Genomic DNA, 25,554 nt, shown 5'->3' with positions numbered 1-25,554 from the left:
GCCCAGCCAGCATGTTGAATCAGATTTGCAAGCCTTAGGGAATCCCACCCGATTCAGCCTCAATTCATTCCGCTCTAGAGCCGGCACCGCATCTTTGATGGCCCGTTCGTGAGATGTTGACCGGCCGAATTCCGCGAGAAGATCGTTCCCAAACGGCTTTATCTGGTTCGTCCTTGCACGATACGGTCGATGATCATGGCGCAGAGAAGTATGGCGAAGCCCGCAAGCAGTCCCTGCCCGACAGCTGCGTATTGAAGCGCGTTGAGGACATCTTCTCCCAAACCTTTGGCTCCGATCAGGGAAGCGATGACCACCATTGAAAGGCACATCAAAATGGTCTGGTTTATGCCGGCCATGATCGAAGGCATCGCCAGCGGGAGGTCGACGCGTGTCAGGAGAAACCATCTCGTTGCACCATAGGCTTGCGCGGCCTCTCTAATGGCCGGCGGGACACCCTGCAAGCCGAGCGCGGTCAGGCGCACCACTGGCGGAGTACCGAAAATCAGCGTGGCGATGACGCCGGGCGGCTTGCCGATGCCGAACAATGCGATCACCGGGATCAAATAGACAAATGCCGGCATGGTCTGCATGAAGTCGAGCACCGGCCGCACGGCGGCATAGACGCGCGGTCGGCGTCCGCACCATATCCCAAGCGGGATTCCTATCGCGAGGCAGATAATGGCCGATGTGCCCAACAGGGCGACCGTTTCCAGGCTCTTTTCCCAAAAGCCAAGCACGGCAAGATAGGCGAGCGCAGCCGCGGTGAAGATGGCGACGCGCGGCCCCGCCAGTTGCCAGGCCAGGGCTAGAATGATCGCCATTGTCACTGGCCAGGGCATGCCCGTCAGTCCATAGGCCAAGGCATCGAGCACCAACGATATTGCGCCTGTGATGCCGCCGAAAAAGCCCTCCCCGAGATGCGACACCGCTCCCATCAGGCTGTCCAGACCCGATGACAACGCGGCCTGCCACTCGCGATTCGAGGGCGCGGCAGTCAGCCAGACGGCTGGTGTCGGCGCGGCGAAGCGATAGACCGAAAGCCCATAGGCTGCGATGCAGAAGGCAAGGGCGCATAGCGCCAGCGGATGATTGAGCCCGCGCTGAAGCGTCGGGTTCGAACGCCAGCGCGCGAAGCGCCGCTCCAGCATCCGGTTGGCGAGGAAACCGGCGATCAACCTGGCGAAGAGCAAAGTGACAATGCCGGACCCAATTACAACTGGCGCCTTCGCTTTTGCGGCGTCGGCCCGCATTCTGGCCGTGTTGGCAGCTTTCTCCAGAGCGGCCGCTGATGATTTCAGGCCAGCTGCATTGTCCGCCCCCGCTGCCTCGGCGGCCTTTGCCTGTTCCGCGCGCACCTGTGCCTGCTTGGTGACGCGTTCGGCGCGTGCTTGCTCCCCGGCGCCGAGGTTGCCAGCCGCGCCGACGCCGATCTGAACCACCGCAAGCGTCTCCAGGAAGAAGATGAGCCAGAACAGAAGTGTGATGCCTCGGGCAGCGGCCCACACCGGTCCAAGCAGCGCGGCCGCCAGGTTGAACGGCCAGACGGCACCGGAAGCCCGCCGGATGCGGGCGAACACATCGATATAGTAATCGGGGTTGCGGAGGACGAATTCTCGTACGAGTCCTTCCTCTACCGGTTGGGCGTGCTCTATCGATTGCACAGCGACAGGATCATGGGCGTTCACGGATTTCGCCCTTTCGCAGACCGTCGAGCAGGATCTGCCTGTCGACGATGCCGACGACAGACCCACCGGGATCTGTCACAGCAAGCGGTGCGGCATCCCGTGCCGCGAGTTCGACGAGTTCGGCCAGGGATTCTCGAGAATCCACCCTGCGCAACCGCTCGACGTCCAATTCCGGATGAGACCGGCTCTTGAAACTCTCGACCGACTCCATGATGCGCCCGGCGGTGATCACCTTCAGGCGCGAGATGTCGGCGACGAATTTCGCGACATAGTCGTGCTTCGGAGATGTGACGATCTCCTCGGGCGTGTCGGTCTGGACGATGACGCCATCTTTCATGATCGCGATGCGATCGCCGATCCGGATCGCCTCGTCGAGGTCATGGGTGATGAAGATCACTGTCTTTCCCATCGAGCGCGAGAGGGCCAGGAACTCGTCTTGAAGTTGCCGCCTTATCAAGGGATCGAGCGCGCTGAATGGCTCGTCCATGAGCAGGATCGCTGGATCGGCAGCCAAAGCGCGGGCGAGGCCGACGCGCTGCTGCATGCCGCCTGAGAGCTCATGGCAGTAGCGATCCCCCCAGCCCGACAGGTTCACCTTGGCAAGTGCCGCCTCGGCCGCGTCAAATCTCCGCTGCTTGGTCGCGGCTTGGATCTCCAGCGGGAGCGCGACGTTGTCGCGTACGGTGCGATGCGGAAGCAGACCGAAGCTCTGGAACACCATGGCGATCCTGCGAGACCGCAATGCCCTCAACTCAGCGGGCGACTTGGCCATGACGTTTTCACCGTCGACGAAAATCTCGCCGGCGGACGGCTCGAGCAGGCGGTTTATATGGCGGATCAATGTCGATTTGCCACTGCCCGACAGGCCCATGACGCAGAAGATTTCACCCGGCCGAACCGAAATGTTGACGTTGGCGACGCCCACGACACATCCGAAGCGCCTGGCCACTTCGTCCTTGTCCAGGCGGTCGCGCAAAATCGCCATCATCGCCACTGGCGCGCGGGCGCCAAAGATTTTCCAGACGCCCTTCAAAATGATGGCGGCACCGTGGCTTGCCGCGTCTCCGCGGTCCGCCAGGCCGGGTCCTCCCGGCGCAATGATCGGTGCGGTGTCCACCGTCTACCGCTCCCGTCCGATCACGGATTTGAGCGGCCGGGCAACAGTGCAGGCCGGTTCAGAGCCTGCAATGCCGGCCCTGGCCTTCAATGACCGAACCACTTCGCCACGTCGTCGGGGTGGGCTTTGATCCATTCCTTCGCCACATCGCCTGCCGGCTTCTTGTCGACGATGATTGCATAGGCCCATTTGCTGATGTCGTCCGGATTGAAAGTAATCCGATCCAGGGCGGCGGTCAGTTCCGGTTGCCGCTGGGCCAGCGAACCAGCATAGGCGATGTGCACGGTGGTGTCAGCATATGCCGACGACACTTTCGATTTTTCGAACCATTGAGGATCCTCGCTCGGCTGCAGCATCATGAACTTGGCTGGGTCGTGTTTCGGTTCGGTGAGAAAGGCAAGCTTGTAGCGGGCGAAATTCTGGTGTGGGCCGTAGCAGTAGCCGACCCATGGCTTGTCTGCCTTCGCGGCCCGGTCGAGCGATGCCGCGGCCACCGCTTCGTCGGTCACCTGGAGATCGAAGAAATCGGCGAATCCATAGTCGCGGGCCCGCACCTTTTCGATGTTTGTCGACTGCCAGCCTGACGCGCCGATCCAGATTTCGCCCTTGCCGTCGCCATTGGTGTCGAAGATCTTGGCGTTGTCCGGATTGGTGAGATCCGCGACATCCTTGATGCCATATTTGTCGATCGTGACCTGGGTGACGCAGTAGCCTTGCTTGGCTTCGTAGCCGTTCTGCGCGAGTTTCACCGTGCCGGCGCTTTTGACATATTTGTCTACCAGGCCCTGCTGGTTCGGCAGCCAGACATCTGGCCAGATGTCGACCTCCCCTTTGTTGCGATCCATGGCTTCCCAAATGACTGGGACTGCGGTGGTGGTGACGGTGGAAACGTCGAGCCCAAGCTCCTGTTCGGCCGCGTTCTTGATGACGTTCATGACCGCCGTTGCGGTAGCATAGTTTGGATCCGGCATAGTCACGTCTGCACCGAACGCCGACGATACCGGCGCCAACAATAGAACGCCGAGAGATGGTGCAAGAAGTCGGTTTTTCATATCGTTCCCCAGTTGAGTTGCGCTGATTTTTCTCAGCTTATTGGTCAAGTTAGCGAAACGTGCAGGCAATCCATCCCAAATTGTGCCGCATTAGCAAAAACGATGAAGCGCATAAGGCGGTCGTTGAGATTCCGATACCCGCTCTGTAGGCAGAGGGTGTCTCCATGCTCAGGCCGTCACGTATATGCTCCCTGCCTCGACGGAGACTGGGAACGTCCTCGCGCGAACGGACGGGTTGACCAATGCTGCGCCCGACCTGATGTCGAATTCCCACCCGTGCCAGGCACAGCGAACGATTTCATTCTCACGGTGATAGATGAATTCGGCTCGCTCGACGGGAGCAGTCGTTCCGCATTGCGGTCCCTCACAAAGGGGGGCCCCTCGATGCGGGCATACATTCAGCAGCGCATGGAAACTATCGCCGATCCGGAACACGCCGATCGACAGGCTGCGCACCTTGGCGATGAACGGCGTTCCGACCTGGATCTCGTCGGCGCGACAAATATACGTCTTCTCAGCCATGTCAGGTCGTCACGCTGCAGCAGCGGCTTGCGGGCGGGGAATGCGCTTGTAAACGTCCAGCGCATTCTGGCCGAGCACCTTGCGGCGCCATTCCGGCGGGATGTGCAAAGTGTTGACGTCATCGTAGTCCCAATGGGGGTAGTCGGACGCAAACAGCAGCGTGTGCTCCCCGTCCATGGCCTCCAGGATCGCCCAGAGGTGGCTGACATTCGAAGGCTGCTCCAGCGGTTGGGTGGAGAAACGTATGTTACGCCGGCAATATTCCGACGGCAGCATTTTCAGCCATGGCGTCTCTTTTCGCAGTGCTTTGTAGTCGGCATCCAGGCGCCACAGGACCGACGGGACCCAGGCGACGCCGCACTCGATGATCACGAAGTAGAGGTCCGGCCATTTCTCAAAAACGCCATGGGCAATCATGCTTGCCACATGCGACATGGCCGACATGTGCAGGATCGCATGGGTCTCCCAGAAGAAAGTGGTGGGCGCTGGCGCGACAGCGTTCCAGTTGATGCCGCCATGTCCACCAAGATGTATGGCGAACGGCAAACCGACCTCGGCACAGGCCTCGAAGATCGGGTGATAGAACGGGTCGCCATACGGCCGCACAGAGCCTTGGGAGGCCAGAACTTGCGCCATCCGGGGATGCGCGCCGAGGCGCCGGATCTCCGCCGCCGCAAGGCGCGGGTCTTGCGGTGCGATGATGATGGAGCCCATGAAGCGGCTGTCTTTCGGCAGCCATTCATTGATCTGGTAGTCGTTGTAGGCGCTTACCAGCGCGCTAGCGTAATAGGGATTTGCCAGTGTCGACGCTTCGATGGGCTCGTCGCCAGTTAGGATTGCCACTCCGACATTGTATTTATCGAGGTGCTTCTCCTTCATGATCAGGTAGTTGTCCGCCTCCACCTTCGGTCGCACATCCTTGCGGGAGAAATCCTGCGGATGAAACCAGGGGCGATGGCCGTGCGGAAAAGCGCCGACCGGGCCGGTCTTCTCGCCCTCGATGAACATGTCTTTCCAGACACCGGACAGGTAGGGCTCCAGCACCGTCGCGTTGGACCAATAGTTGTGGCAATCGCAATCGACTATGAACACTTTTCCCTCTTCCTTTGATGCGGCCGTCACAGACCGTGGCTTCTGCACCGAACTTCCGCTTTGATAGTGCACGGATCAAGCGTATGAACAGCTAGATACGATCGCAAAAATCGATGGCTCGCCTATGCAGTTGGAACAAATAGAGACGTTTCTCGACATCATTGAATCGCGAAACTTCAACCGGTCGGCGGAGCGCCTCGGACTGACGCAATCGACGGTCAGCACCCGTGTCAAGAACCTGGAGGCCGCCGTGGGGTCCGAACTCTTCCATCGCGGCCGCGCCGGTGCCGAGCCGACCGCGGCAGGGCGGCGGTTTGAGGTTTACGCGCGGTCAATGCTGTCGACCTGGTCCCAGGCCCGTCACGACGTGCGCGCCTTTAACAGATTCGAAGGCAGCCTTCGGGTCGCTGCCCAGGTTGGAATGACCCGCTCGATCCTGCCTGGTTGGTTGGAAATGCTGCTGCAAGTCTTGCCGCGGTCCTCGATCCATGTCGAATCCGACTACTCGCCGCAGATGATATCTGATCTGAGCCTGGGAAACCTCGATATTGCTGTTGTTTATGCTCCACGCTACCTGCCCGAGATCACATATGACCAACTGATAGTCGAGGAATATACAATGGTCTCGACCAAGGCACGCCGGCTTAGCGATGTAAGCCCGGACAATTACATCCGGCCGGGTTACACCGTTGCGCTCGAGAAGGCTCATGCCGAGGCGTTGCCAAATCTGACTGCGTGCCGGCTTTCGATGGGCTCCGAAACGCTGGCCGACAATATGCTGAGGCGCGCAGGCGGCACCTGCTACATGCGCGCCGACGATGCGCGTCGCTTCGCCGCCGAGCAACCCTCCCACATTGTGGAAGGTGCTCCAACTCTGCATCAGCCCGTCTACACCGCAATTCTCGCGCGACGCCGGCATGAGCCAATCATAAAGAAAGGCATTCGCGCGCTTCATCTTGCGGTCATGTCGCTGGAAGGTTGATCGATATTGTCGATCATAGATGCTTGAGGTTCCTCCTGTATCGAACGTAGGCCTGCTGGCATTCTTGGCCCCTTAATGGGAGCCAGATGATGAACGCCCTCGTTTCTTTCGCTCCCTCCTGCCGATCCGACCGCGTCAGCGGACGTCACACGCTGATCTGTCGCGGCATCGTTCAGGAGACGCACGACGTGAAGACCTTCGTCTTTTGTCCAAAGCGCGGGCAGGCCGGCCAGTTCAAAGCCGGGCAGTTTATCACTCTGAACCTCGTGATCGACGGCGCTCCGGCCGTCCGGACTTACTCGATCTCTTCGCCGCCAACCCGGGTGGGAGACGTCAGGATAACCGTCAAGCGCGTCCCCGGCGGCCTCGCTTCCAATTGGCTGCATGACAATCTCGAACAGGGAAGCGAAATAGAGATCGACGGCCCGTCCGGCAGCTTCAACTGGGATGACCTGCGGAGCGACCGGCCGCTTTTCCTCTCCGGCGGCAGCGGCATAACACCGGTGATGTCGATGCTGCGCACGCTCGCCGACAGTGGCTCCGACGAGGATGTCTGCTTCATTCATAGCGCACGCTCGCCGAAGGACATCATCTTCGGTGACGAGCTTGACAACCTGGCACGGGACCATCGCAATTTTCACGTCCATGTCGTCTGCGCCGAAGCTGTGCATAATTGGGCCGGTCCAACTGGATTGGTTGGTGAGTCCATGTTGCTGAAGTTTGCTCCCGACATTAGGGAGCGCACCGTTTATGCCTGTGGGCCCGAGCCTTACATGAACGCAGTCCGGAACGCCCTCAACAGCATCGGCTTGGATCCTGGTCGGTATCATGAGGAGAGCTTTGGCGGCCTGCTGAAGCCTGCACCGGTGTTGCAAACAGCCCAGGCCGCTTCCGTGCGTTTTGCTCGCACAGGTGTCACCCACCAATGCCGTTCGACACAGACCCTGCTCGAAATCGCTCGGAGCGTTGGTCTGTACCTGCCAAGCGCTTGCCAGCAAGGGATTTGTGGGACCTGTCGTGTGCTGAAGGTCAGCGGCGACGTGGAAATGGCTGATTTCGGCGGACTCAGCGCACAGGAGAAGGACGCCGGATATGTGCTCGCCTGCTGCACACATCCCATGGGAGCGGTGTCGATAGACTTGTAACTGCAGGCGCACACCGCGGCCGTGCAAATCACAAAGCAATTCAATACCGATATTGTCGTGGAAGGCACCGAACCGATGACCAATTCGCGTGAGAGATAAGACATAGGCAGCATCGATCTGGTGTTCGACGTCATCGGTGGCGACATCCAGAAGCGGTCTGCAGCCCTGATCCGGGGCGAGGTATGCTGGTGACCGTCGTCGGACCAGCCGAGGCGCAGCCCGCGGATGGGTTGGCGGTCGATTTCGTCGTCGAGTCCGGTCGTGGCCAGTTGAGCGAGATCGTCCAGCAGGTGCGGAACGGACGGCTGCGGACGAACATTGGCAAGGTCGCGATCTCGACGAGGCAATCGCCGCCTCAGGAAAAAATACTGTCAGAGCATTGTCACCCGACAACGCTTCACTCACAACAACGCGTGCATGTCACGACGCGATTCGCGGCCGCCCGGTGGCTGTCGCGACGACGATGGCTTCCACGAAACTGCGCTCGCCTTCGATTGTAGCAGCTCTTATGTCGCGTGCGATCTCGATCCGAGCCTGATCGGCCCCGGCGCGCTCGGCAAGACCTGCCGCCAAGACTCGAATGTGGGCTTCGGCTGCGGCCATCGCCTCGTCCTCGGTGTCATAGTCGTCCAGCCGCTCGCCGGAATTGAGACGGAAAAGCCCGATCTCCGGTTGGCTGACACGCGCTTCCGCTGACATTCGCACCTGCCCAACCACGGCGCCCAACGCATTTGCGACATCGGCGTGTTCGGCAATGCTGCATTCATTGCCGATCAATTGCGGCAGCCCGGCAAAGTGCAGCGAAGCCGACGCCCCGAGGCCGATCACCGGCCGGTCGAGCGCGATCGACAGCCGCGCCATGCCGCCTCGCCCGCCAACCGCCCGCTGAACCAGCGGGTTGGCAACGGAGACGCCGCCCTCCAGCCCGTCCTCGGCAAATACCGATTCAAGAATTACTTCGGCAGAACGCCGGGTGACGGCGGCAAGAACCATCTCGGAAAACGCTTCTGCGCCTTTGGCGACACGATGCCCCTGGCCGTCGCGCTTGCGTGAGAACAATTCGGCGCCCAGTCGAGCCGCGACAGGATCCCAGTTCCCTTGCCGGCCGAGCACATGGGCTGCATCGGATGGCGTGAAGCCGACGATATGTACCAGGCCACGTGCGACGAGGCGATTGAGCGTCGCGACCTGTGACGTCGATACGAGCAGCCGATCGAGCGCGGCGGGAATTGCCGAAATGTCAGCATAGAGCCGCGTCTCGGTAACCGTCAGGCCTGCGGCTAGACGTTCGGGCACACCTGTGCGCAATGCGAAGCGGCCGTCCAGCCGGCTGGTGTTGGGACTGAGCAATTGCCGGTTGAGACCTTGGCATATGGCATCGCCGTGTTTCACCGCGGCGAGCGCCAGCGGTACCAGCCGCCGGGGCCCGAGCACGATCGTCGAAGCCAACGACTGCTCATGAAGCGAAACTTCCGAATCCCCACCAAGGCCAAAGGTGCGCATGGCCACGGCTTCCACCATGGTTCGCATTCCGCCGACGGTGGCGCCTTCCGGATCGAGCCGCAGGCGGCCGCCGTCCAGAACTGCGATGTCCGTGGTAGTGCCGCCTATGTCGGACACCACCGCATCATCGATGCCGGTCATGTACCGCGCCCCCACCAGGCTTGCCGCTGGTCCTGACAGAATGGTCTCGATCGGCCGAGCGCGGGCGAATTCTGCGGTAATGAGCGCGCCGTCGCCGCGCACGACCATGAGCGGAGCGACGATCCCGCGTCTTGCCAGAAATCCCTCCGTGGCGTCGACAAGGCGATCGATCATCGAGATCAACCGGGCGTTGAGAAGCGTGGTCAGCGCCCGACGCGGGCCGCCGAGTTTCGACGACAATTCATGCGAACAGGTCACCGGGAGCCCGATGCGCTCGCGGATAACGTCACGTACCGCGATTTCGTGTTCGGGATTGCGAACGGCAAAATAGGAGGCCACGGCGACGCCTGAAACCGTGTCGGCGAGAAACGGCAGCGCAGCCACGAGAGCGTCGAGCACCAGCTCACGCGGATCTCCGTGGACGTCATGTCCGCCCGGGCAAAAGATCACGGGATCGGAGCCGAGGGCCTTTGACAATCCGTTCCGGGCAAGGTCGGCTTCAGTGAAGCCGATCATCACCAGCGCGACCCGCCCGCCCTGCCCTTCGACGAGGGCGTTGGTGGCCAGCGTGGTGGACATCGAGACGAGCTTGATCGCGCTGGGCTCGATGACTGCCTCGGACAAAACAGCGTCTGCGGCGCCGGCGATGCCCTCGGCAAGATCGTGCCGCGTGGTCAGCGACTTGGCCTTGGCCACGATGCCTGTGGATTCCGACCACAGCACGGCATCGGTGTACGTGCCGCCAGTGTCAATGCCCAGATAAAGTGGCGACGGCTGGAGCGCATATGCGTTCATTTTGATCAGTCACCCGACCCAGGTTCCGGCGAGAAATATTTCGCGAGCTTGTTCGCTTCGTCGTCGAACGCCTTGGCGTCGACGGGTGGATCGCGCTTGACCGCAATATTGGGCCACGCAGACGCATACTCGGCGTTCAGCGCGAGCCAATCGTCGAGACCAGGCTCGGTATCGGGAAAAATGGCCTTCGCCGGGCATTCTGGCTCGCAGACGCCGCAGTCGATGCATTCATCGGGATGGATGACGAGCATGTTCTCGCCTTCGTAGAAGCAGTCCACCGGGCAGACTTCCACGCAGTCCATGTATTTGCATTTGATGCAATTGTCGGTGACCACGAACGTCATTCGGTGGCCTTCAGACCAAGCCGTAGGTCATATCGAGGGGAATGCGATGGTCATCGATAGCCCGCACGCCAGCGGTGTTTTCAGCCAGGACGATCGAGGCTTTCCGCTCCTGCTCCGACAGATACGTTCCCCACAGGGTGACCACGCCGTTGTTCACGATCACGTCCGAAGTCGAGGGCCACGATTCGGATCGCAAGGCATCGACAATCTCCATCCTGATGCTGCTGTCGTCATGCAAGGCCGGAGCGCGCCACCCTTTCCTGGCAATGACCAGCGCTCGCACCAGATTAGCGCGACTGACGATCCCACCACCTGCCCGTCGCGCAGCACTGGGACACGCTTGATCCGATTGTGCTCAAGCAGGGTTGCGATCTCGGCGACTGGCGTACTCTCGACCACCGTCGCAACCTGCTGTGTCATGACGTCGATCACATGATCGGAATGAGATTTGACATAGTCTTCCGCCTGAACCGCGTTGTTGGTGAATAAATGAAGCCACCAGGAACGACCCTGCGGTGCTGTTCCGATCTCCGCCCGGCGGATCAGGTCTCCTTCACTGACGATGCCCAGCAGCGCACCTCGATCGATCACCGGCACGGCGCTGATCCCGTGCGACAGAAGAATATCGGCGACCTCGTCCACCGTACTGTCAGGCCCTACCGCGATGGCCGGCGACGTCATGACGTCCTTGGCGATCAGCATTTCGTTCTCCTTCACCGGCCTGCAGGCGGCAGTACCGGCGGCAAGGTCGTTCCAGAGCCTTGCCCGTTGCCAGCATGGAGATGGATCGCGCGACAAAACTCCCTTGCATGGAAAGCGTACGCTTCCAGATCGGCCGGATCGCCAGCGAACAGCCCCATGTCCTCGGCTTTGTGGAAGAACCAGGGAGCGGGCAAACCAGGATCGAGCGCGTTCACGGCAACGGCCGCAAGCAATGGCAGGCCTTCGTCCGCATCGTCGTCCATCAGTTGTTCGAGTGCACCCTGGATCACGCCTGTTGCTTGCGAACCAACCATGCTCTTGGCCAGTCTTGCATAGGTGATCGGCAGCCGGGTCCGTGCTTGCAGGAGCAGTTCCTCGCGCAGCCGGGTTTTGAGAGCATTGTCATCCACGGGTACGATTGGGATGCCGTCATCTGCGTCAGGGCGATTGGCAGATACCATTCGACCGACGACATGACGCCGAATGTCCGGGCCAGAAAGGATCCTGCCGAAATCGTGTTCAAGCCTGTCCATTATTGTCATTGCCGAGCCCAAGGTGCCCTTCGCGCGATATCGCCAAACAGTCCCCTAGCGTTGAGACCTGCTGGCTGGCACCCAATCTGTCGTTTCGCTACGCACGAGCTTCACTCATCCTTATCTGCAAGACAAACGAAATTTATTGCCGCTTCAGCACAATTATTTTGCATCATGATTCGATCGCGGTGAGGGGCGCAACCCTTTCCTTTTCGGATTCGATATGCATTTTTTACGGACGCGGCCGTCGCACTCCCAGCGTCCTGGGTTTCAGCAGGCGGCAATTCGCTCCCAAAGCGATCCAGAAGGAGATTTTGAGGATGATCACTGGTGCTCAATGCCGTGCCGCTCGCGCACTGGTCGAATGGACCCGTGAAAAGCTCGCCGGCAATTCAGGCGTGGATGCGCTGGTCATCGAAGAATTCGAGCGCCGGATCAACCTTCCTGACCGAGATATCTGCGACACGCTGCAAACCGCGCTTGAAAGCGCCGGCGCCGTTTTCATTGCCGAGAACGGCGGCGGTATCGGCGTTCGCCTGAAGCTCAACCGCTCGGAAGTCAAGCGGATCGGCGTTCTGGAGAATGAAGGCGGCATTGTCGGAACAGATGCCGTTCCATAAGCAAGACCTTCCGGGCCCAATGAATTCATGGTCGCAGCCCGTCGCTGGACAATTCAGGATCGGCATCGGCTTGATAGTGCACACAAGGGAGATGGCTCTCATGACAGTTATCTGGAACGATCTCACCAACGAGGAGCAGACGGCACTCAAGCGAATGAACCGCGGACCCTACCCATCTCTATCGAAAGCCTTGGCCGAACGTCTTGTCTTTCTCGGACTGGCTGAAGAAAGACCCAGCGGGACCGGAATAAACCGGGCCGGAAGAGAGCTGGTGATAAGAACGTTGCTTGGCGCTCGCTCTGACTAAGTTTAGGATTGATAGCCGCCAGACTGCACCGAGGTGGCTGACTTGACTTCCCGGATTGCTTCACCAACTATGGTCCTATGAACGCCGCAGTCAGAATCCGTCGCGATTTTCTTTTCCGGGTTTGCCCCATAGCGGGAATGTAGCCCCCGGCTCGGCTGCCATGCGCGCCCCGAGCCGAGGGGCGGTGTGTTTGCCCACACATGGGATGGTTCCGCAGGGCCTCAAGCCTCCGGAGCATCGGCGTTCCATCGAGATTTTCACGAATTGGCCCGATTCCGGCACCCTCCGTGGCGGCTGGTCCGAGCGGAAGCATGAGTATTCAAATGCAAGACAACACGAAAACCCGGCGCAAGCCGAACATCCGCATCTCACAGTCAGACCATGCGCGTCTGTCGGCGGTTGCGAGCACCGTGGCCGCGCGCAATCCGGAGGCCTCCGATGAACTGCTCGCCGAACTCGAGCGGGCACGTATAGTCGCCGATGGTTCGGTCTCCGCCGGCACCGTCCAGATGGGTTCGACGGTGACATTCAAGCCCGATACTGGCAATGCCAAGACAGTCACGCTGGTTTTTCCTGGCGACGCGGATATCTCCGAAGGCAAGGTTTCAGTCCTCACGCCGATCGGCACGGCCCTGATCGGCCTCTCGGCCGAACAGTCGATCATGTGGACCGCGCGCGATGGGCGCCGGCACAAACTGTCGGTGCTCGCCGTAGGCCAACCCGCTGCGGACGGCGATGCAGTCGATCGGCGCGCACCAGCGTCTTCGGCGATCCCGGCAGACGCCTAGACATGGGCGTTTCCATCCGTCTCCTCAATCACGCAGGCAGTTTGATCGCGGGAGTGTGACCCCTGCGCCGGCCTGTTCTGGTCCGGCACAGGGGGTAGCTTCCACATCCGATCAAATGCTTGACGCCGGAACCCTTTCACGGGTCCGTCTTGGAGACGCACCATGCCCACTATCGATAGCTGCCAACTGACCACCAAGGACTTCACGATTCTTGAAGTGATGCAAGAGCGCCATCCCCGCGGCGATGCCTTGTCCGTTGTCCTTCAACGGAAGATTTCGAGCGCAATTGTGATGTTTCGAGAAGACATTCCGCCAACGGTCGTGACGCTCAGCACCCGAGTGACCTATCGTGTAAACGACGGCCCTGCCGAGACCCGCATCGTCGCACATGACGAGATGCGCGGTCTGGTTGGCATGCTTTTGCCGATCACCAACCCGCGCGGCCTCGCGCTGCTTGGTCTGGCCGAAGGTCAGTCCATGTCCATTCCGACCGCGCAAGGCGGCCATGAAACACTGACTGTGCATGAAGTGGTCTACCAACCGGAAGCCGCAAGGCGTGAGAGATTGAAGCTGGCGGGGAGTGCGGCGCCGGAGCCGTGGCGACCGAACGGACCGGTTTTGCGCGTCGTCCATCACTCTGATGAGGCAGAACCCAACGCGGAAAACAGGGCCATGGCGGCTTTCAACGACGGGTTTGACGACCCGGGGCCGTCGGCCGCCTGAGGCCTCGACTACCCAGAACGCGGGGAAGGCGGGTAGACAAGCGTTCCGTCGAGCCTTGCCTCCACACCGTCGGTGAGCTTCGCCGGCTCGACCTTGTCATGGCCCATCAGATGAAAAACAGACTCGCCACGACTGATCAGATAGTCCGCGACGATTCTTCTGTGGCAACGCCACCAAAGCGTTTCCGAGCACATGATGGCGCACCGCTGCTGCCTGCCAAGGGACACAAGCCGCTCCAGGCCGCCATGAAACTCCGCCGACAGCGCGTAGTCGGCGTAGTTGTGAAAACTCTGGTTGATCCAGAATGCATTGAGCGTCGGTGGAATGGGGTGCGCCTTGCCGCGCAGGCCGCCAAGCTCGGCAATATGCTCATATCCGATCGCGAAATCCGCAAGGCTGTCCGGCAGCGTTTCGCTGTTGAATTGCGGATTCGCCCGCGATCGCCGGATGGTCCTTATGTCGACCACGAGGGTAATCTCGCCAACCCGCAACAGGGCGACGAATTCGGCGATCGACCGGGTCGAGTGACCGATGGTGTGGAACGGATAAGGCATGTTCGATCAATCCATGGCGGTGGATTTCTTTCCGGCCGCGTGATCAGTGATTTGGAACTGAAAGAACGCGGTCATTTCACCACCTGCTTCAATCCACGTAGCGCCTCCTGTACGTCGGTTCGCGACGCGCTTGCATCCGGATAGACTGCATAGGCCGGATAGGTGAATTCCGGCGCGCCCTCCACGACCTCCAACTGCCCGGCCTCGATATGGGGCGCTGCCGCGCCCCTACGGAAATAGCCCATTCCGCCGGCGCGCAGGATGTAGCTCAGCCCAAGCGGACCAAGGCCGACCATCAATCCCGGCTCCCCGAAGGCAGAGGAACTGGCGCCATGTTGGGCCGCAAACAGCGGCCCCCAATCGACATAGACATAGTCCCTTGAGGCGTCCAACTCTGAGTCCCTGTCCGTGCTCCGAACCAAGACGAGCTGCTCCTCCACGAGGAGCTCCACCCTGAAGCCTGGCAGCAGCTTCGGCGCATAGAGCACCGCGATGTCGAGAACGCCAGTCCTGAGCTGCTCGAGGAGCTGGTCCGGCACGCCGACCTGGGCTTGGATGGCGATTTCCGGCCTGGCCTTCTTCATCCAGACCAGCCAATCGAGCAGCAGCGGGTTCCACAGGCTGAGCTCCCCGCCCAGGGCAACGACGCTTGTCCGTCCCGATGGGATGGCGAGCTGGTGGCGTGCTCGTTCCCAGATTTGCACGAATGATTGCGCGAACCGCTCGAACTCCCGGCCCGCCTGCGTCAACTGCGCACCATTGCGATTGCGGACAAAGAGCTGACGTCCGAGCTCTTCCTCCAACGTGCGTATCCGCGCGCTGACAGTGGTCTGGGTGACGTGGAGTCGGTCGGCAGCTCTCAGAAAGCTGCCGGAATGGACGATTTCCAAAAACGTGCGCGCGCGGTCGATGTCCATGCTGGTTCCCGATTAGTGCAATAATCTTGCATCAATACAGCATTTAATTCCGTTTGCCTTCCTGTTTTACGCAGCGCAACGTCCACGTAGGCGAGGGTCTCCGCTGTAACGGATATGGAGCGTGCGATGTCTGATCGGGAGGATGTATGTCCGGAGACGAGAGAATACGCCTCTCCACCATGCTTTATGGATGAGCTTGTCCCGGGGTACGGCACTGAGCCGGCCGTTCAGGACGCATGGCCCGATGTCTGTCGATGGCGCAAGGCGGAACGCAAGCGTCTAATCGATGAGCGTCTCGCGATCGACGCCGAGGAACGCAATGCGAGGTCTTTACGCATCGCTTCCGTTCTCGACCTGGCCGTCGGTCGGGTGAGCGGGCGGATCGTCAGCGGCTATTGGCCGTTCCGCGGTGAGCCCGACCTCCGCAACTGGGCGATAAAGGTGATCGAGCGCGGCGGGCGGATTGCGCTTCCAGTCGTCATCAAGAAAGGCTGGCCGCTGGAGTTTCGCATCTGGGGGCCGGGAGACCCGCTCGAACGCGGATTCTGGAATATTCTTGTCCCCTCTCATGGACCTGCCGTCCAACCGGATGTGGTCATCGCGCCCGTTGTCGGTTTCGACGAGGCTAACTATCGCCTGGGTTATGGCGGCGGCTTCTTCGACCGGACCCTGGCCGCGGCGCCCAGGCGGCCTCTCGTCGTCGGCGTCGGTTACGCCCGTAGCAGGATCCGAACCATCTATCCGCAGCCGCACGACATTCCGATGGATGCGATCGTCACGGATGAATGAAAGAGCGCAGGCAAGACCTGGCCCCGTGTGACGGCGGATCGCAGGTGCCGTCCATGGTTGAGGCCGCCTCGCCTGCCGGAAGAGGAGAGCAGGAAGCATATCATGTCCATTCCAGCCACGACCTTGGATGATCACAAGCCCCGGTTTCTCGTCCGATGGCTGTTCTCGACCAACCACAAGGATATCGGGACGCTTTACCTGCTGTTCTCGATCATGGCAGGCATCTTCGGTACGGCGCTTTCCGTGTTGATCCGCATGGAGTTGCAGGAACCGGGTTTGCAGATATTTGGCGATCCGGGCGTCTACAATGTGGTCGTCAGTGCCCATGGGCTGGTCATGATCTTTTTCGTGCTCATGCCGGCGCTGATTGGTGGCTTCGGCAACTGGATGGTGCCGATCATGATTGGCGCACCCGACATGGCTTTCCCCCGCTTGAACAACATCTCGTTCTGGCTGCTGGTGGTGTCATTCATCCTCTTCATCACCTCGATGTTCGTTCCGGGAGCGCCCGGTACGCTCGGCCATGGCGGCGGCTGGACGCTCTATCCGCCTTATTCGACGGATGGCCAGCCAGGTCCCGCCGTCGACCTCGTTATTCTGTCTATCCACCTTTCGGGGGCCTCCTCGATCCTCGGCGCGATCAACTTCATCACCACCATCTTCAACATGCGCGCACCCGGCATGACCATGCACAAGATGCCTCTGTTCGCCTGGTCGATGCTGGTCACCGCCTTCATGCTTCTCATGTCGCTGCCGGTGCTCGCCGGCGCGGTCACCATGCTGTTGACCGATCGCAACTTCGGGACGACCTTCTTTTCGCCGTCCGGCGGCGGTGATCCGATCCTCTACCAGCATCTGTTCTGGTTCTTCGGCCATCCCGAAGTCTACATCATGATCCTGCCTGGCTTCGGCATCATCAGCCACGTCATCTCGACCTTCGCCAAGAAGCCGATCTTCGGCTATCTCGGCATGGCCTATGCAATGGTGGCAATCGGCGCGATCGGTTTTGTCGTCTGGGCGCATCATATGTATACGACCGGCCTGTCGGTCGACACGCAGCGCTACTTCGCCTTCGCATCGATGGTCATCGCCGTTCCAACCGGCGTGAAGGTGTTTTCGTGGTTGGCGACCATGTGGGGAGGATCGATAGAGTTCAAGACACCCATGATGTGGGCTCTCGGTTTCGTCCTGCTGTTCACCATTGGTGGCGTCACTGGCATCATGGTTGCGAACCCCGGTATCGACCGCGTGTACCACGACACTTATTTCGTGATCGCTCACTTCCACTATGTGCTGTCTTTGGGGGCGGTCTTCGCGATCTTTGCCGGCTTCTACTACTGGTTCCCGAAGATGACCGGCTATATGTACAGCGAAACGCTCGGCAAGCTGCATTTCTGGCTGATGTTCATCGGCGTCAACCTCGTCTTTTTCCCGCAGCATTTTCTGGGCATGGCCGGCATGCCGCGACGTTACGCCGACTATCCCGATGCTTTTGCCGGCTGGAATTTCGTCTCGTCGATCGGTTCCTACATCTCAACGGCCGGGCTTGTCGTCTTCTTCATCGCGGTTGCCGAGGCCTTCAGCCGAAGACGCCAGGCAAGCGCCAATCCTTGGGGCGAAGGGGCGACGACGCTGGAATGGCAGCTGCCATCGCCGCCGCCCTTCCATCAATGGGAGAAGCTGCCGCGCATTGCCTAGTGTTCGCTCCGGTTCCGAACCGGCGCCTGTTTCGACATTCTGTCGGGAGAACGTCATGAACGAAACCACAGATCCAAACAACCAGATCCTGCTCGTGGCGATCATAGCGTTTTATTGGGCATTGCTGGGCAGTTGGGGCCAAACTCTGCCGCGCTCGGGCAACGACAAGGCCAAGCAGGACGATGCGCCGACAGAGCAGCGAACCGGCAGTATCGACGATATATCCTATACGGACACACGCTTGGATGCGATCCGAGAGATCGACCCAACTTTCGACCTTGCCGCGTTTCTGACCGGTGCCAATATGGCTTATGAAGCTATCCTGCGCGCGTATGCGGACAGCGACATCCCAACGTTGAAGCGTCTCGTCGGGCCGGAAGTGCTCGATATCTTCGGACGAGCGATTGCCGGCCGCCGGGATCGGGGGGAGATGCTGCAACTCACCTTCATTGGCACGAAGGAAGCAAAGGTCGTCGACGCTCTTGCGGAGAATAGCACCGCTGAGATTGCCGTTCGCTTCGTTTCCGACGTGGTCAGCGTTACACGCTCGGCCAACGATGCGATCGTCGCCGGCGATCCCCAGCAGATCGTTGAGGTGATCGATACGTGGACGTTCGCCTGTGACACCCCGTCAACAAAGCGCAATTGGATGTTGATCGCCACGGAAGGCGAGTAACGAGTGCATGCTCACCCGATGCCTGCCTGACAGCCTTGTCACTATAGATGGGCGGTCAACCCGGAGCGCTCAAGCCGCGCGGAATTTCCAGCTTTTGACAATGTGCATCCACGACTTGTGTATCACGATCAAATCGGCATGACCGGTTCAGTCGATCATTCTCAAGCCGCGAGCGGGTAGCACCGCCAAAGATCCACTCCCTGAACCTGCTGGCCGTAGGCGCCGGATATGGTCAGATCCGCATGCATCGCATCGGCCACATCAGCGATTGATCCACCATCAGATCTTTCCGGAAACACGTCAGCCTTCGCCCTTACGCCGTGGCTCGAAAGGAAGGCGACGATATTGTTCAGGCTGTTCCAGGTTTCATCGGTCGCGGCATCCTCGATCGTGATTATACCAGCCTCCTGAGCCATTTGAAAAAGGGGCACGGCATCGGTAACCGCGCGCTTGGCTTCACGCCTATCCTTCCATCCGACAAGAATCTTGTTGATGCGGAAATTTTCCTGGCTGGTCGAGGCGACGAAGACAGGCCGTCCTGCCTGGAGGATCAGGCTACCAGGTGGGTGGAACGATGAAAATTGCCAGAAGAGGCGCCCTCGGGCGAGGCTGCGACGATGCCGGCTTGGCCAAGGGGAAAACGTCAACAGACACCCTGCCGCGCAACGCGGCTTCACAACGCGACAACCCTCAAAGCCGGAGGTCTACCTGCACAGTTTCAAAAAAGTCGATGATGAACGATGGTTGTGGTGAGAAGTACGCCGGCCGACGTGATCGTGAATGTCCTCCCTACTCGAACATGATCCGAGCGGTGCCTCTTTTGGCAATCAACAGTCTCCGAGCCTCTTGGATCCGCTCAGCCTGTTGTTTGGAATAGGGACCCATTGGCCGAGTCTTCTCATCGCCGCGACGGACCCTGCAGTACCAGCGGCCCCTGTCCGAAAAGATTTCGACCGAGGTCGGCGCCTCATCGGACGCTTCCCTGGCCACACCGGTAGCGAACTTGACGATCTTTGAATGAACCGCGTCCAATCCGTTGGTGGTGCTCGGTTCCTGTTGCACTGTGGACATAAGTCGAACTCCTTTCAGTCACAGCGACGCACCGCTGCGCCATACGGGTTGCGCTCTCTACGGATCGCGGTGCCCAAGAGCGCTTGCTACCTTGCCATTTGGCGCTCCATTTCCATCTCCGCCCCTAGACTTTCGATGTCACGGAAGATCGAAGCGACAGCCAGCGTGCGCCCTTCGCGCTTGAAGCGCAGCAGGCAGTCCCTGGCACCGATGTCTCCATCGACAGCAATCTCGTCCCATTGCCCGGCATGGCCGACATAGTTGATGGGAACGTCGTAGTGCTGGCTCCAGAAGAACGGCACGGCCGCGAATTTCTCGCGATGGCCGAGCATGTTCAGGGCCGCGGTTTGCCCCTGCCTCTCTGCAACCACCCAATGCTCGACCCGAATGTTCTCGCCAGTGTGAGGATCCGGCCACCGCGCAATGTCGCCGGCCGCGAATATGTCCGGTGCGCTCGTCTCCAGAAAGGCATTTACGGCGACGCCGCGGTCAAGAGTGAGCCCCGCCCTTTCGGCAAGCCCGGTCCGCGGACGCACGCCGACGCCGGCGACGACGAAATCCGCCGTCAACATGTTGCCACTGCTTAGTTTCACTTTGTTGCCGTCGATGCTGCTCGCGGTGTCCTCGAGATGGAACACGACTCCATGTTCCTCATGGAGTGCGCGGATGAAGTCACCCATTTGCGGACCGAGGACCCGTTCCATGGGTCGTTTATCCGGCGCCACGACATGAACTTCGATATTGCGCGCGCGCAGCGCTGCGGCAACTTCCAAGCCAATGAAACTGGCGCCAAGCACGATGGCGCGGCGCGCAGTCGTGGCTCGCTCGATGATCACCTTGCAATCTGCAAACGAGCGCAGCGTGTGAACATGTGGCTGATCCGCGCCGGGGATGGAGAGGCGCACCGGTTCGGCCCCCGTGGCAAGTAACAGTCTATCGTAAGGAATCCTGCTTCCGTCAGCCAGAATGACCTCGCGAGAACGCAGGTCGATATCGACGGCCTTCGTATCGAGACGCAGGTCGATGTTGTTTTTTGAATAGAATTTCTGGCCGCGCAGCGGAATCCAATCCTCCGGAGCCTTCCCTGCGAGGTAGTCCTTGGAGAGATTCGGCCGGTCGACGGGCGGCGCATGGTCGTCGCTGATCATGACGATGCTGCCCTGGTACTGCTCTCGCCGCAGCATTTCGGCCGCCGCGAAACCGGCCGCGCCGCCGCCGACAATGACGACTTTCTCGGGGACCCCGCCCGCGCTTCCGCCGCGCGGCTTCGGCGCCGTCCGTTTGAGTTTCTCGCCCACGAATATCCGCCCATCGCGCTGTTCCACCGACCAGCAAGCGAGTGGATTGAAGGCAGGCGCTCGCAAGGCCTCGCCTGTGCGCAGATCGAAGCAAGCGTGGTGCCACGGACATCGAATGGAATCCGACACCACAAGACCGTCACCGAGCGGCCCGCCGTAATGTGTGCATGTCGCGCCGATGGCGAAGATCTCGGCCCCGCGGCGCACCAGCAACACCTGCTCGTCGCCGCAATGGCCGACAAGCTTTCCGCCATCGGGAAGGTCGGACAGCGCGATCCCCTGGACCAGATCCGGTCCGTTTGATTTGGTATCAGCTTCAGCCATATTCTCGTCCTTCGCGATCCGTGTCAAAACCGCTCGTGCGGCGAGGCGGCACACTGCTTCGGGGTACCTTCTGCCTGGCTAGTGCGCCTTCAGATTCTCAGCATTATCCGCGCCGACATTCCGACTGCGTCATGTACTGGGCTGAGTGGCTCAGACCGCAGTCTCCCGCTCTCGCGGACATCATGCAAACGAATTTAATCGATAGTTGAGTGCAGTTTTCATGATGGCTTTCCCTCCGCGATTCCACTGCGCACAACTACAAGATCGCCTGCCCAGTCTTTCCCCAGTCGGCAAGAAACGACTTGAGGCCCTTGTCGGTGAGTGGATGTCTGGCGAGGTTTCTGAGTATCGCTGGTGGTACGGTCGCGACATCCGCGCCTGCGATCGCCGCCTGTTTGACATGGAGTGGAGTGCGAATTGAGGACGCCAGGATTTCCGTCGTGAAGGATTTGCCGTTGTCGTAGATCGCACTTCAGGTTCGGGAGCGACTCCGGCTGGCACGGTCATCTGATGAGGCGTTGGCGACTCTCGAAACTGAGCCACATCGGGAATTCCCCGCCAATTTATATACTTCCGGCCTCGGGCCTGGGGTGATGTCCAGGCAGTTCGGAAATGCCTAGGATTAAGGGCTCGTCATTCGCCGCTTGGTCGGACAGACCCATTTCTGGTGCGGCATCACGGCGTCTTGCCACGCAATAAGATAGATTGATAATATATCTTATATAGAGGATCACATCGAAGAGCGAACCAAGGCTTCAGCCAGCTTGCATCGGAGAAAACAGGAGCTTCGGAATGACCGCGAACGGTCGAAGCAAGAGAACAATCGTGGTCGACGGCGTGCCATTGCCCAACATACTCGACGAGGCAATGATCCGCGGTGTAGTCCACGGGTTTTATGACGAAATTCGCCGTGATGACCTTCTCGGTCCCATTTTCCACGATCGGATCGAGCCAGATAAATGGCCGCAGCATCTGGCGAAGATGTGTGACTTCTGGTCCGCTACTCTACTTCGGACATCCCGATACGACGGCAGGCCACTGCCGCCGCACCTGGTCATAGCTGGCCTCGGCGCGGCGCATTTCCGTCGCTGGCTAATATTGTTTCGGACAACGGTGCGTCGCATTTGCCCGGCCGAGGTGGCGACGCTTTTTATGGATCGCGCGCTGCGAATTGCTCACAGTTTCCGTCTCGCGATCGCCTTCAACCGCGGCGAGACCACGATCGGCATCGAACCTATCGTCGAGAGAGACTTGTGATGCACGACCGGTTTGTGAGTGGTTCCTACAATGCACAGCGATCAACAGGAAGCCGTGATTCATGCGGCTGACCAGCTTTTCGGATTATGCATTGCGGATGCTGATGTACACTGCCGCCGCCGGTAGCCGGCTTATAACGATCGAGGAGGTTGCCCGCACCTTCAACGTGTCGAAGACGCATCTGAACAAGGTCGCCAACACCCTGACCCGTGGCGGCTATATGAAGGCAATCCGCGGCCGTTCCGGTGGTCTCATTCTCGGGCGCCGGCCTGAGATGATCCGGATTGGCGATGTCGTGCGGTTAACCGAGCCGGATTTCGCGCTGGTCGAATGTTTCGCGACCGGAAACCGGTGTGTGCTAACCGCCTCCTGCAAGCTTTCAGGCATGTTTGACGAAGCGACAGCCTCCTTCCTGAACGTCCTTGACCGCTACACGCTCGCCGACATCACACTGATGCCCGAAGACTTCCTCGGCGGTCAGATACCACCCGTTCGCACCGGGGCGACACGCAAGACCGTATAATGTTGCGCGGCTTCGACGCGCGCTGTTTTTGCTCGGATGTGAGATGGGCCATGGCTGAACCAAAGAAGAATGATCAACAGGTCACAAAGGACATTGATTCTGATATCGACCCGGACAACACTCTGCTGCCGATGCTTATCGGTGGGCTTGTCCTGATAGTTATCGGAGCGATCATCGTGATGATGTTTGTGTAGTTTCGCAACGATGGCGTGTGACTTTATCGGCCCGGCTGTTGTCTGGGCGCCTGCAACCCCAATTGCGATTTGGCGGATGGAGAACTGTCGGCCGAGGAGGGGAAGTACAGAGCGCGCGACCGGCGGGCGCTTGGACAGCGCATAGCCGGCGACGATGAGCTGCAGGAGGTATATCGTCGTCTGCGCCAGCCCGGCCCCGATGATCCGGCAGAGCCGATCTCCACGGCCGAGATGCGGCGCAAGCGCCTGCTGCTCACCCCGCGGAGACGTACGTCGTCATTGAGTTCAGAACTTGCATTCCGCTTCGTTAAACTACCATTTCGCACTGCTCTTGTTCCGAGCCCCTCATGACGTCGGCGTACCGTTTTGGGTTGAAGTGCAGATAGAGAAACGCTGTGACGGTCACGCAGCCGAGATGCATGATCCATCCGCTGCTGAAGCTCCCGCTCCAGCCATGCAGGAGCGCGGTGGCGAATGGACCAAGCGCGGCGATCAGAAAACCGCCGCCCTGCATCAGCGCAGCCAGCGCGCCCGCCTGCTCCGGGCGCGGCAGATGATCGAGCGCCGTGACGATTGCAAGCGAGAAGCTTCCGCCAAGACCGGCCCCGCATATCCCCACCCACAGAACGGGCGACAGTGCGGGAAAAACCGCAAGTCCGGCAAAGCCCGCAGCCTGCAACAGCAGGGTCAGCCAGAGCCAGGGACGGCGGTCGATGCCCCGGCGCGCCAGGACAGGCAGCACCAGGGCCGAAGCCGCCTGGCAAATGGCCATCACGGCCACAAGATTGCCGCTGGCGGCACTGCTCCATCCTTGCGCCTGGTAGTAGGGCGCAAGCCAGGCGACCATAGATGAATAACCGGAGTTGACCAGGCCGAAGGCCGCCATCAGGACCCAGGTCCGTGGACGGCGAAGCAGAAAGCCAGTCAAGGCGCGATCGGGTCTTGAAGCCTTGGCGTCGGACAGAACGCGGAATGCGGCGCACAGCGCGATGGCGGCGGGAGCCGCGAGCCAGGCAAGGGCTGCCCGCCAGTCGTATCCGTTGTTGACGAGCAGGGGCGCCAGACGTGCGCCAAGCGCCCCACCGCCCATGATCATGCAGGAATAGAGGCCGGTCACGGCGGGTGTGCTGGTCGGGAACTTTGCCTTGATGATCCCCGGAAACGCGGCCTGGATGAAGGCCACCCCCGCCCCGCAAAGTGCCGCCGTCAGGATCAACGACAGGCCGCCGGGCACGACAAGCCTGAGCAGCGAGCCCGCTGTCAGCACCATTAGCGCCGCGAGCAGGCCCCGGCGCGTTCCGACGGCCGCCTGGATGCCCGGTGCAACGAACGCACCGAGGCCCATCAGCAGCATCGGCAACAGCGTCAGCATGGCCAGGCTGCCATAGCCCATCCCGGTGTCGGCCACGATATCAGCCAATATCGGTCCCGGGGCCGTCAGGAAGGGACGCAGGTTGATCCCGATTAGCACGACGAGGGCAAGCAGGGTCCATTGCCTGTCGGTTGCAGGTTGCGCGGTCATCGACATTTTCGCGCTGTTCATCTGGCGCCCGCTTGCACCAGCAGGGTTATCATCTGCGCATAGCCGTTCCTGCGCGCGTGCCGCAGCGGTGTCGCCCCGTCCTTGTCGGCGAGATTGACGTTGGCGCCGGCCTCGATCAGCCGCCTCACGATCTCGACATGACGCTGCCCGCCATCGCCGAGGATGATGGCCTCCAGCAACGCGGTCCAGCCGAGCTTGTTGACGTGATCGACATCGACACCGGCATCGATCAGCGCGCCGACGGTCTCGACATGTCCGCGTTCGGCGGCCGGAATGAGCGCGGTGCCGCCATAGCGATTGGTGCTCTTGAGGTCGGCGCCGTGCGCAAGCGTCATCTTCAGGATTTCGAGATGCCCGCGTGCGCCGGCGTAGAGATATGGACTATCCTGGATATCGTCCTTGGCGTTGACGTCCGCGCCAGCCTCGATGAGAGTCCTGGCAGCGCTGACCTTGTTGCCGTGGGTCGCGACGAGAAGAGCCGTGCGGCCGTTCTCGTCGCGCGCGTCGATCCGGGCCCCCTCGGAAACAAGCATCTTGATCATGGAGACATCGTCATTTGCCGCAGCCGAGTGAAGCCTTGTCTCATTCATGTTCTGCCCCAACGCTATCAATGGAATGCAGGCGACGATGACGCCCAGCAAAAGTCTGCGCTTGACCAT

At 60.4% G+C, this 25,554-nt stretch carries 27 protein-coding genes and 2 pseudogenes; 12 read left to right on the top strand and 17 right to left on the bottom strand.

Annotation, left to right across the window (positions count from 1 at the left end; translation table 11 throughout):
• Window positions 1-158: 158 nt before the first annotated feature.
• From FJ940_RS16640 to FJ940_RS16620, 5 genes are all read right to left on the bottom strand, one after another.
• The gene (locus FJ940_RS16640; protein WP_210241501.1) at window positions 159-1,685 is read right to left on the bottom strand and encodes an ABC transporter permease subunit; all 1,527 of its coding nucleotides are present in this window, start codon (window positions 1,683-1,685) and stop codon (window positions 159-161) included.
• Window positions 1,672-2,763: a betaine/proline/choline family ABC transporter ATP-binding protein gene (locus FJ940_RS16635; protein ID WP_226880602.1), complete on the bottom strand. Its 1,092-nt coding sequence runs from the start codon at window positions 2,761-2,763 to the stop codon at window positions 1,672-1,674. The genes FJ940_RS16640 and FJ940_RS16635 overlap by 14 nt, the downstream gene beginning before the upstream one ends.
• Before the next feature lie 125 nt (window positions 2,764-2,888).
• A complete protein-coding gene (locus FJ940_RS16630) occupies window positions 2,889-3,902 on the bottom strand; it encodes a glycine betaine ABC transporter substrate-binding protein (RefSeq protein WP_140577957.1) in 1,014 nt (337 codons plus the stop codon).
• A gap of 120 nt (window positions 3,903-4,022) precedes the next feature.
• The gene (locus FJ940_RS16625; RefSeq protein WP_140500687.1) at window positions 4,023-4,376 is read right to left on the bottom strand and encodes a Rieske (2Fe-2S) protein; all 354 of its coding nucleotides are present in this window, start codon (window positions 4,374-4,376) and stop codon (window positions 4,023-4,025) included.
• Between the two features lie 9 nt (window positions 4,377-4,385).
• Window positions 4,386-5,468 carry an amidohydrolase family protein gene (locus FJ940_RS16620; protein ID WP_140657180.1) on the bottom strand — a complete coding sequence of 361 codons (1,083 nt, stop codon included), beginning with the start codon at window positions 5,466-5,468 and terminating at the stop codon, window positions 4,386-4,388.
• 124 nt (window positions 5,469-5,592) lie between these two features.
• On the opposite strand from FJ940_RS16620, the gene FJ940_RS16615 reads away from it, so the two are divergent.
• The 3 genes and pseudogenes from FJ940_RS16615 to FJ940_RS28800 all read left to right on the top strand — a co-directional run.
• Window positions 5,593-6,450, top strand: a complete 858-nt coding sequence (locus FJ940_RS16615) for a LysR family transcriptional regulator (RefSeq protein WP_140657160.1) — start codon at window positions 5,593-5,595, stop codon at window positions 6,448-6,450.
• Window positions 6,451-6,539: 89 nt separating this feature from the next.
• Window positions 6,540-7,595 carry a hybrid-cluster NAD(P)-dependent oxidoreductase gene (locus FJ940_RS16610; RefSeq protein WP_181171777.1) on the top strand — a complete coding sequence of 352 codons (1,056 nt, stop codon included), beginning with the start codon at window positions 6,540-6,542 and terminating at the stop codon, window positions 7,593-7,595.
• 99 nt (window positions 7,596-7,694) lie between these two features.
• Window positions 7,695-7,947, top strand: a pseudogene (locus tag FJ940_RS28800) (zinc-binding dehydrogenase); the annotation flags it as partial.
• 68 nt (window positions 7,948-8,015) lie between these two features.
• On the opposite strand, the gene FJ940_RS16600 reads toward FJ940_RS28800, so the two are convergent.
• The 5 genes from FJ940_RS16600 to FJ940_RS16585 are packed head-to-tail and all read right to left on the bottom strand — an operon-like array spanning window position 8,016 to window position 11,613.
• A complete protein-coding gene (locus FJ940_RS16600; RefSeq protein ID WP_140657156.1) occupies window positions 8,016-10,034 on the bottom strand; it encodes a hydantoinase/oxoprolinase family protein in 2,019 nt (672 codons plus the stop codon).
• A 5-nt stretch (window positions 10,035-10,039) separates the two neighbouring features.
• Window positions 10,040-10,378: a ferredoxin FdxA gene (gene fdxA, locus FJ940_RS16595; protein ID WP_140657154.1), complete on the bottom strand. Its 339-nt coding sequence runs from the start codon at window positions 10,376-10,378 to the stop codon at window positions 10,040-10,042.
• Window positions 10,379-10,388: 10 nt separating this feature from the next.
• Window positions 10,389-10,592, bottom strand: coding sequence for a BON domain-containing protein (locus FJ940_RS28630; RefSeq protein WP_210241291.1), 204 nt, complete (start codon window positions 10,590-10,592; stop codon window positions 10,389-10,391).
• On the bottom strand, window positions 10,538-11,080 hold the full coding sequence (locus tag FJ940_RS16590) for a CBS domain-containing protein (protein WP_210241292.1): 543 nt from the start codon (window positions 11,078-11,080) through the stop codon (window positions 10,538-10,540). The genes FJ940_RS28630 and FJ940_RS16590 overlap by 55 nt, the downstream gene beginning before the upstream one ends.
• Before the next feature lie 11 nt (window positions 11,081-11,091).
• Window positions 11,092-11,613, bottom strand: a complete 522-nt coding sequence (locus FJ940_RS16585) for a hypothetical protein (RefSeq protein ID WP_140525743.1) — start codon at window positions 11,611-11,613, stop codon at window positions 11,092-11,094.
• Window positions 11,614-11,615: 2 nt separating this feature from the next.
• On the opposite strand from FJ940_RS16585, the gene FJ940_RS28795 reads away from it, so the two are divergent.
• The 3 genes from FJ940_RS28795 (at window position 11,616) to FJ940_RS16570 (ending at window position 14,051) form a co-directional block, all read left to right on the top strand.
• A complete protein-coding gene (locus tag FJ940_RS28795) occupies window positions 11,616-12,233 on the top strand; it encodes a hypothetical protein (protein ID WP_246671102.1) in 618 nt (205 codons plus the stop codon).
• Window positions 12,234-12,863: 630 nt separating this feature from the next.
• On the top strand, window positions 12,864-13,328 hold the full coding sequence (gene rnk / locus FJ940_RS16575) for a nucleoside diphosphate kinase regulator (RefSeq protein ID WP_140525742.1): 465 nt from the start codon (window positions 12,864-12,866) through the stop codon (window positions 13,326-13,328).
• A 162-nt stretch (window positions 13,329-13,490) separates the two neighbouring features.
• On the top strand, window positions 13,491-14,051 hold the full coding sequence (locus FJ940_RS16570) for a nucleoside-diphosphate kinase (protein WP_140525741.1): 561 nt from the start codon (window positions 13,491-13,493) through the stop codon (window positions 14,049-14,051).
• Window positions 14,052-14,059: 8 nt separating this feature from the next.
• On the opposite strand, the gene FJ940_RS16565 is transcribed toward FJ940_RS16570, so the two are convergent.
• Window positions 14,060-14,605, bottom strand: coding sequence for a DUF488 domain-containing protein (locus FJ940_RS16565; RefSeq protein ID WP_140525740.1), 546 nt, complete (start codon window positions 14,603-14,605; stop codon window positions 14,060-14,062).
• A 71-nt stretch (window positions 14,606-14,676) separates the two neighbouring features.
• A complete protein-coding gene (locus FJ940_RS16560; protein WP_140518333.1) occupies window positions 14,677-15,522 on the bottom strand; it encodes a LysR family transcriptional regulator in 846 nt (281 codons plus the stop codon).
• 126 nt (window positions 15,523-15,648) lie between these two features.
• Here FJ940_RS16560 and FJ940_RS16555 point away from each other — a divergent pair, with 126 nt between their 5' ends.
• The 3 genes from FJ940_RS16555 to FJ940_RS16545 all read left to right on the top strand — a co-directional run bounded on the left by FJ940_RS16555 (window position 15,649) and on the right by FJ940_RS16545 (window position 18,685).
• Complete coding sequence (locus tag FJ940_RS16555; RefSeq protein WP_140525739.1) at window positions 15,649-16,311, top strand: 5-formyltetrahydrofolate cyclo-ligase; 663 nt, start codon at window positions 15,649-15,651, stop codon at window positions 16,309-16,311.
• A 102-nt stretch (window positions 16,312-16,413) separates the two neighbouring features.
• The gene (gene ctaD, locus FJ940_RS16550) at window positions 16,414-18,009 is read left to right on the top strand and encodes a cytochrome c oxidase subunit I (RefSeq protein ID WP_140525738.1); all 1,596 of its coding nucleotides are present in this window, start codon (window positions 16,414-16,416) and stop codon (window positions 18,007-18,009) included.
• 55 nt (window positions 18,010-18,064) lie between these two features.
• On the top strand, window positions 18,065-18,685 hold the full coding sequence (locus tag FJ940_RS16545) for a Tim44/TimA family putative adaptor protein (protein WP_140657152.1): 621 nt from the start codon (window positions 18,065-18,067) through the stop codon (window positions 18,683-18,685).
• A 161-nt stretch (window positions 18,686-18,846) separates the two neighbouring features.
• On the opposite strand, the gene FJ940_RS16540 is transcribed toward FJ940_RS16545, so the two are convergent.
• From FJ940_RS16540 to FJ940_RS16530, 3 genes and pseudogenes are all read right to left on the bottom strand, one after another.
• Window positions 18,847-19,332: a universal stress protein gene (locus FJ940_RS16540; RefSeq protein ID WP_140518188.1), complete on the bottom strand. Its 486-nt coding sequence runs from the start codon at window positions 19,330-19,332 to the stop codon at window positions 18,847-18,849.
• A 510-nt stretch (window positions 19,333-19,842) separates the two neighbouring features.
• Window positions 19,843-21,378 carry an FAD-dependent oxidoreductase gene (locus tag FJ940_RS16535; RefSeq protein ID WP_140657150.1) on the bottom strand — a complete coding sequence of 512 codons (1,536 nt, stop codon included), beginning with the start codon at window positions 21,376-21,378 and terminating at the stop codon, window positions 19,843-19,845.
• Between the two features lie 256 nt (window positions 21,379-21,634).
• Window positions 21,635-21,844, bottom strand: a pseudogene (locus FJ940_RS16530) (transaldolase family protein); the annotation flags it as partial.
• 326 nt (window positions 21,845-22,170) lie between these two features.
• Here FJ940_RS16530 and FJ940_RS16525 point away from each other — a divergent pair.
• The 3 genes from FJ940_RS16525 (at window position 22,171) to FJ940_RS28495 (ending at window position 23,352) form a co-directional block, all read left to right on the top strand.
• The gene (locus tag FJ940_RS16525; RefSeq protein WP_140500702.1) at window positions 22,171-22,635 is read left to right on the top strand and encodes a group III truncated hemoglobin; all 465 of its coding nucleotides are present in this window, start codon (window positions 22,171-22,173) and stop codon (window positions 22,633-22,635) included.
• A gap of 61 nt (window positions 22,636-22,696) precedes the next feature.
• Window positions 22,697-23,158, top strand: coding sequence for an Rrf2 family transcriptional regulator (locus FJ940_RS16520; RefSeq protein WP_140518192.1), 462 nt, complete (start codon window positions 22,697-22,699; stop codon window positions 23,156-23,158).
• Between the two features lie 50 nt (window positions 23,159-23,208).
• On the top strand, window positions 23,209-23,352 hold the full coding sequence (locus FJ940_RS28495) for a hypothetical protein (protein ID WP_181165452.1): 144 nt from the start codon (window positions 23,209-23,211) through the stop codon (window positions 23,350-23,352).
• Window positions 23,353-23,659: 307 nt separating this feature from the next.
• Here the strand turns inward: FJ940_RS28495 and FJ940_RS16515 are convergent, their stop codons facing one another.
• Window positions 23,660-24,895, bottom strand: a complete 1,236-nt coding sequence (locus FJ940_RS16515) for a cyanate transporter (protein ID WP_226880550.1) — start codon at window positions 24,893-24,895, stop codon at window positions 23,660-23,662.
• Window positions 24,892-25,554, bottom strand: coding sequence for an ankyrin repeat domain-containing protein (locus FJ940_RS16510; RefSeq protein ID WP_140518194.1), 663 nt, complete (start codon window positions 25,552-25,554; stop codon window positions 24,892-24,894). The genes FJ940_RS16515 and FJ940_RS16510 overlap by 4 nt, the downstream gene beginning before the upstream one ends.

The organism is Mesorhizobium sp. B2-3-7 (assembly GCF_006442695.1).
Classification (GTDB): Bacteria; Pseudomonadota; Alphaproteobacteria; order Rhizobiales; family Rhizobiaceae; genus Mesorhizobium.
This window is presented reverse-complemented; position numbering and strand designations above follow the sequence as displayed.